Raw genomic sequence first — 6,495 nt, forward strand, 5'->3', positions numbered from 1 at the left:
GCTGCCTGTGAAAACAGTTGAAAAAGCCAATCAATTTATTCAGACAGAAAAAGGAAACGTCAATCCTATTTTCAAACCGCAAGCCCATTTAACACCGGAAACAGGCTGGATGAACGACCCCAATGGATTTATCTACTTCCGTGGAGAATACCATTTGTTCTACCAATTCAACCCTTACGAGAGTGTTTGGGGACCAATGCATTGGGGCCACGCCAAAAGTAAGGACTTGGTCAACTGGGAACATCTTCCAGTTGCCCTAGCTCCTGATAAAGCTTACGATAAAGACGGCTGTTTCTCGGGCTCTGCCATTGTCAAAGATGATGTCCTCTGGCTCATGTACACAGGTCACATCGTCAATGAAGACGGGACAGTTAGCCAAGTTCAGAACATGGCCTTCTCGACTGACGGTATTCACTTTGAAAAAATCGAGCAGAATCCAGTCGCAACAGCAGATGGACTGCCAGAAGAAGTGATCGCCAATGACTTCCGCGATCCGAAGATTTTTGAGAAAGATGATCACTACTACTCTGTTGTCGCAACCAAGCACAAGGATAATGTTGGTTGTATCGTCTTACTCAGCTCTCCCAACCTGACGGATTGGAAATTTGAGTCTATCTTCTTGAAAGGTGAGGCCAACCAAGGCTTTGTCTGGGAATGTCCTGACTACTTTGAAGTGGACGGTCAAGAGTACCTGATTATCTCTCCAATGCGTTACCAAAAAGACGGAAATGACTTTATCAATATCAACTCCAACATCTTTGTGACAGGTCATGTGGACTGGGATAAGAAGGTCTTTGTGGCAGATTCCTTCAAGGAGATCGACCATGGGCATGATTTCTATGCTGCCCAGACTACCGAAGGTCCAGAAGGGGAACGTGTCATGGTAGCCTGGATGCACACCTGGGGACGCAAGTTGGTGACCAATGACCTAGGCCATAAGTGGTACGGTCAGATGACTCTTCCACGCATTCTCAAGAAGACTGAAAACGGATTGCACCAAGTTCTGCCAACAAGTGTCTTGGAAGCCTTCAAGGACATTGAAATCGGTCAAGTTATCCAAGGTCCAAGCAAGCTCTCTCTTAAACTGGACGACAGTCTAGACTTGAAACTGGGTACTGACCAAGACTATCTTCAATTTGGCTATGATAAGGCCAAACAAGAAGTCTATATCGACCGTAGCTCTCTCAAAATCCAGCAAGTTGGTGAGGAGGAATGGTCAACTGTTCGTCGAGCGGTCACGGTTCAAGCGACAGAGCTAGAGGTCTTGGTTGACACCAACTGTTTGGAAATCTTTATTAACGATGGTCAAGAAACCTTGACATCAACCTTCTACGTAGAAGGTCAGGTTATTCTAAACGCCCTATAATATTATTTGCCCTCTTAAATTATTCTTTCACTCCAAGAGAAACCCTGTATTTGCAGGGTTTCAGATTGAAGACAAACATCTCGCTTGATGTTTGTCTTTTTCTGTTTATTGGTCTGATAGTCGGTCTTTTTGCCAGAATAGTGGTTATTTGGACAATATAAAAAGGCTTCCCTGCTCCAATGTCATTAAGTTAACATTCGTCAGTACATCTATACTGTTTACTCTCAAGTATTTTTCTGATGTAATACTTGGGATTTTTGTATTTAGTCAGCACAAAAAAGAGGCTTTCCATCCTTATTTTTTGTATTCATTTATCCGATTTTATGCTATTCTATAAGTGAAATCTACAAGCGTTTGATGACGAACTTCCCTCCTTGCTTGTCTATCAGGTCGAATTGGACAGAGGTAGGATTGGACGTAGATTTCAACTTGCTTGGAAGGTATTTGGTGACGGAAAAATAGACGACAAATATAGCAGGCATCTGAAAAGCTGATTTTATATCTATACTTTGTTCTTCGCTCCCTAATGATGACCTTAGAAGCGGTCATTTTGACGGCATTGTAAAAGGTGAGGCGAGCGAAAATTTCCTGAAGAATTCCTTCCAGCTTTTTAGCGTGAAAACTCACCAGTCCAAGTGCATATTTCAAGTGACGAAAAGTGGTTTCTATGCCCCATCTACGGGTATAGAGGCTTTTTATATAGTCTACAGGTTTATCACAATTGGTCACGAGGGTCTCATACTTATTTGGAGCTATTTGAAACCGAATCATGCGAAAAGAAAGGGGGGAAAACTCTGTTTCAGCTCCCCTTTCCCATTCTTTAGGAAGAAAATCAAAGGTTTGATTGCTGGGAATAAACTTGTATTGATTCTTAGAACCTGTATTCACAGTTCAGCACTTCCATCTAAGGCTAGTTTTTCAGCTACTCATCGTTAGTTTTTTTCAAAATACAGTCAGTATTCCCTCAAAAAACTGCCTTGATTAGCGAAAAACTATCTCTTATATACAAGTACTTCACTTGTGAATACAGGTTCTAAGATTCATACCCCCTATCGGCCACAATGAGTGCTTGTTCGAAAGAGAGAATTCTCCATCATTTCAATCAGAGCCTGCCGTTCATCAACATCTCGTCTCTCTTGAACCTAGGCATCGCAATAGAGCTCACTTTCCAAATCAAATAGTGCATCTAAGTGAAGGAGATTATAGGCTTTTCCACCTAATTTTGAAGGAAAATGAGAGGCTGTGTCCTCAGGAATGACTGGAATATGGATATCTAATCCATCTACAGCCAGAATAGTGAGTTCTGTTTTTGGAAGAATAGCCTGCGTAAAGTTTTTGAAGAGCTTTTTAAAGGCTTGGTGCTTAATTTTAAACCGATTTTGGACAAAAGCTGCCTTTGAAATGGGGAAGTCTTGATTGATAAGTTCTTTTGATAGTGTTTGACCGCCCATGTTTAGTATAGCGGAAACCATTTGTTGGAAGGAACATTTTCTGGAACGGGTAAAGTCTTTATCTGGTTGGACGATATAAGAAGAACTGTCGGATGAGAGTTGTGAGATGAAAGACTCTAGGATTGTTTGAATAGACTGAACCATGGGAAAACTCCTTTTTAATTTTAGACTATTAATTTATTGAAAAATAAAAAGACCCTATCCAATAAAAATTGGAGTAGGATCCTTAACTTAATGATATTGGCGAGACCTCTCTTTTTTAGCAATCAGATTTCTGAAGCACCGAACCTAGACGTATTGGAACATCTGTTGCTCATGATTATTTGGTTTTTCATGCTCTATCTTTGTTTTCGTTGTTACCAAAAGAGATGGTTTCATACTGTTTTTTGGTGGCTTCAATTTATACAGATTGTCTCCCTCTATACTTGGTATATTATGGCTGATTTTTGTTTCGGGTAATATTCTGGGAAAAGTGATGGTATTTTATTACAATAAAATCATATACTATAAACCGAAAAAATTCTCAAACAAAAAAACTAAAGAGCTTGGGGCTAGGACTAGTTTTGTCCCAAACTCTTTTTAGTTTACATAATTACTTATAGATTTTGATTCTATTCTTTGGCGAATTTCTTGTAGATTTTTACCAATATCACCATTAAGCTGTATTAATTGCTTTGAAAGTTCATCAGGATATGTAAACGTTTCTTGATTTAATGTAATAAACGTTGCTTGGGGATTAGTATAGGTCATTTGCAAAAAAGGATATTTAATGATACCTGGTGTATTCATGCCTACACCAAGTTCTAAATAAATGATTGCTTTTTTGCTATTTTCTTCCAAAAATTCGCTATACCTTTTTTGAGCTTTATGCCATCCTTCATCTTCAACAAAACGATTATCTATCCTTAGATTATTCGTCATAGGAGCACCACACCTAGGACAAGTTGGTATAAGATTAGAAGAGATTTTCATTTCCATTTCAGATTCAACCATCTGATAAATCAACTCTTTGTTGTCATAGTTGGTATAATGACAAGGAACCGAACATTGCATTAAACCATAATCCCCTTGTGTATAAAAAAGCCTTTTTTTATCAAATCCCGCTTTTTGTACTTGATGATCGACATTCGTTGATAAAATAAAATAATCCTTATGTTTAACAATGTCTAATAAATCGATATAGGGTTGACCAACTGGTGCTTCATAGCGATTAATAAAAATATGACGACTCCACCATGCCCAATATTCTTCCTTTGTGGCAAAAGGATAAAAGCCACCAGAATACATGTCTTCGATACCATACTTTTCTTTAAAATCAGAAAAATAGTGTTCAAAACGTTCACCATAATAAGTCAGACCTGCAGAGGCTGATAATCCTGCGCCAATACCAATGAGAACAGCATCTGCTTTTTCTAATTTTTTTACGATGTCATTAATTTGCTCCGAGTAATCTTTTGTAGATTTTTTCATCTTCTTCTTTAAAAACATTGAATACCACCTTCATCTTGCTATCTGTCTCTTTTAAATATTCTTGAACAGTTGCTACTGCCAGTTCTGCTGCTCTCTCATGTGGAAAATGAAATTCTCCTGTTGAAATACAGCAAAATGCTAAACTGTTTAAACCATTAGCATCTGCTAATTCTAAACAAGAGCGATAACTACTCATTAAATCTTTTTCATGATGAGATCGTAATCCACCATCAACAATAGGCCCAACTGTATGTAAAACAGATTGACTCGGCAAATTATAAGCAGGGGTTATCTTCGCCTCACCCGTCTTTTCTAAGTGTCCTTGCTCTTTCATCTGCCGATAACATTCCTGCCGTAATTGAACACCTGCAAAAGTATGAATAGCATTATCAATACACTTGTGATTCGGATAAAAACAACCCAAAAGTTGGCTATTAGCAGCATTAACAATGCCATCTACTTTTAAGGTCGTAATATCACCTCTCCATAGGTATAATTGACCAGAACTCGGAGTCAAATCAGTCAATTTTGTGACTGTTTTTTGTGTTAACTCTTCTTGAAGGTAGGCATTTTGAATATCTAAAAACTCAGCCGACACAGTTTCTGGTGGGCGAACGTTAACCAAAGCTCGTAAAAGTACTTTTTGCTGTTCAACTTCATCAGGGATTACTATACCTGCATATTCTGCTTTTTCTGATAAGAGTATCTTTATTAAATACAATCGCCTTTGTTCTTGGTTCATTATTCCCTCCTTAATTAATTGTTAAAGCGAGACTGAGAAAATCTCAATCTCGCTTTTTATTATCAAAGTACTCTGCTTTTATTGATTATTTACGAACGATACTGATACGTTCTTGGATGTGGTTCCCTTTTTCGATTTCGTCTGCAAAAGCAAGAGCGTAATCAGCATAACTAAGGATACTTTCACCCCGTTCATTTAATGTGAATTGATCACCTGCAAGAATATATTGACCTGTACGCTCACCTTCGGCTTGGAAGTCTGCAGCTGGGCTGACAAATGTCCATTTGACATCATTGCGTTTGCGAAGAACATCAAGTGCATCCGTTTGTGCTTTAGCAAGTGCATAGTATTCTTTCGGAAAATCTGGAGTATCTACCAATTGAACGGTTAGCTCTGGATCAACATATAAGCTACCTGCACCACCGACAACTACAAAACGAGCATCTGAATTAGCCATGATATCTGATAAGTGATTAATCACTTCAACATGCAGATGAAGAGTTTCAGGAGCCCAAGTACCAAATGCGCTAACGACAACTTCAAAATCAGCTACATCTTCCTTTGTGATGGCAAATAAGTCTTTTTGAATATATGTTTGCGCTTTTGAAGCGTTTGTTTCTTCACGACTAAAACCTGTAACATCGTATCCACGACCTACAAGCTCTTCGATGATTAAACGAGCAACACGACCATTTGAACTAATTACTGCAACTTTTGACATTATTTTTTCCTCCAAAAATGTTTTTACAGGTTGTAAATGATTTTATTACAACTGATGAATAAAGTATAACAGCTTCCAGATGTAATGTCAACAGTTACAACCCAAAAAGTTGAAATTTTTTTATTACAACAAAACATGGTATAATGAGTATGGAAAAAAATAATAAAAGGAAACAAAATGTCATATTCTACACGATTAGCTACTTCAGTTCATATCCTATTAGCCATCCATCATTTTGAAAACAGCGAGAAGGTAACGTCTACATTTCTTGCTGACAGTATTCAAACGAACCCTGTAATTGTCCGCAATTTATTAGGAAAATTACAAAAATCTGGACTTGTGAAAGTGGAAGCTGGAGTAGGTGGAGCGCATTTAACGAAAAAGCCAGAGGAACTTACTCTCTGGGATATTTTTTTAGCTGTTGAGGATCCTCATAAAACTATTTTGAAACCACATGATGATACCAATCCAAATTGTGAAGTTGGGCGTGTTGTTCATTCTGTTCTTGATCCCCGTCTAAATGAGATTCACACCCAATTTCTACAATCATTAAAGGCAATTAATTTAGCTTCTCTCATCACAGATATGGACGATAAAATAGCACAAAACTAGCCCTAAACTCTTTTTAATCAGGAGTCCAGAATGAAGACAAACATCTCGCTTGATGTTTGTCTTTTTCTGTTTATTGGTCTGATAGTCCGTCTTTTTGCCAGAATAGTGGCTATTTGGACAAAATAAAAAGGCT

General features: G+C 38.0%; 7 protein-coding genes. 2 read left to right on the forward strand and 5 right to left on the reverse strand.

From position 1 onward, the window contains the following. Nucleotides 1-7 precede the first annotated feature (7 nt). On the forward strand, nucleotides 8-1,366 hold the full coding sequence (locus tag NOL38_RS09190; protein WP_277941982.1) for a glycoside hydrolase family 32 protein: 1,359 nt from the start codon (nucleotides 8-10) through the stop codon (nucleotides 1,364-1,366). Nucleotides 1,367-1,687: 321 nt separating this feature from the next. Here NOL38_RS09190 and NOL38_RS09195 read toward each other — a convergent pair whose 3' ends face one another. The 5 genes from NOL38_RS09195 to NOL38_RS09215 form a co-directional block, all read right to left on the reverse strand. After that, complete coding sequence (locus NOL38_RS09195) at nucleotides 1,688-2,095, reverse strand: transposase (protein ID WP_161497375.1); 408 nt, start codon at nucleotides 2,093-2,095, stop codon at nucleotides 1,688-1,690. 413 nt (nucleotides 2,096-2,508) lie between these two features. Next, entirely contained in the window at nucleotides 2,509-2,961 is a 453-nt protein-coding gene (locus NOL38_RS09200; protein WP_277941983.1) for a hypothetical protein, read from the reverse strand. 435 nt (nucleotides 2,962-3,396) lie between these two features. Continuing rightward, nucleotides 3,397-4,305 carry an SIR2 family NAD-dependent protein deacylase gene (locus NOL38_RS09205; RefSeq protein WP_027972278.1) on the reverse strand — a complete coding sequence of 303 codons (909 nt, stop codon included), beginning with the start codon at nucleotides 4,303-4,305 and terminating at the stop codon, nucleotides 3,397-3,399. Further along, entirely contained in the window at nucleotides 4,250-5,029 is a 780-nt protein-coding gene (locus tag NOL38_RS09210) for a protein-ADP-ribose hydrolase (RefSeq protein ID WP_024398850.1), read from the reverse strand. The genes NOL38_RS09205 and NOL38_RS09210 overlap by 56 nt, the downstream gene beginning before the upstream one ends. Nucleotides 5,030-5,114: 85 nt before the next feature. Further along, nucleotides 5,115-5,750 (reverse strand): NAD(P)-dependent oxidoreductase, encoded by a 636-nt coding sequence (locus NOL38_RS09215; RefSeq protein WP_024398851.1) that lies wholly within the window; start codon nucleotides 5,748-5,750, stop codon nucleotides 5,115-5,117. Nucleotides 5,751-5,927: 177 nt separating this feature from the next. Between NOL38_RS09215 and NOL38_RS09220 the strand changes: the two genes are divergently transcribed. Beyond that, nucleotides 5,928-6,362, forward strand: coding sequence for an Rrf2 family transcriptional regulator (locus tag NOL38_RS09220; RefSeq protein WP_024398852.1), 435 nt, complete (start codon nucleotides 5,928-5,930; stop codon nucleotides 6,360-6,362). Nucleotides 6,363-6,495 lie beyond the last annotated feature (133 nt).

This window comes from Streptococcus suis, from assembly GCF_029616525.1.
Taxonomy (GTDB): domain Bacteria; phylum Bacillota; class Bacilli; order Lactobacillales; family Streptococcaceae; genus Streptococcus; species Streptococcus suis_AF.

Bases quoted from the DNA above. Each gene is read 5' to 3' on its own strand.
- NOL38_RS09200 (WP_277941983.1), bottom strand. From the start codon at position 2,961: ATGGTTCAGTCTATTCAAACAATCCTAGAGTCTTTCATCTCACAACTC.
- NOL38_RS09205 (WP_027972278.1), bottom strand. From the start codon at position 4,305: ATGTTTTTAAAGAAGAAGATGAAAAAATCTACAAAAGATTACTCGGAG.
- NOL38_RS09210 (WP_024398850.1), bottom strand. From the start codon at position 5,029: ATGAACCAAGAACAAAGGCGATTGTATTTAATAAAGATACTCTTATCA.
- NOL38_RS09215 (WP_024398851.1), bottom strand. From the start codon at position 5,750: ATGTCAAAAGTTGCAGTAATTAGTTCAAATGGTCGTGTTGCTCGTTTA.
- NOL38_RS09220 (WP_024398852.1), top strand. From the start codon at position 5,928: ATGTCATATTCTACACGATTAGCTACTTCAGTTCATATCCTATTAGCC.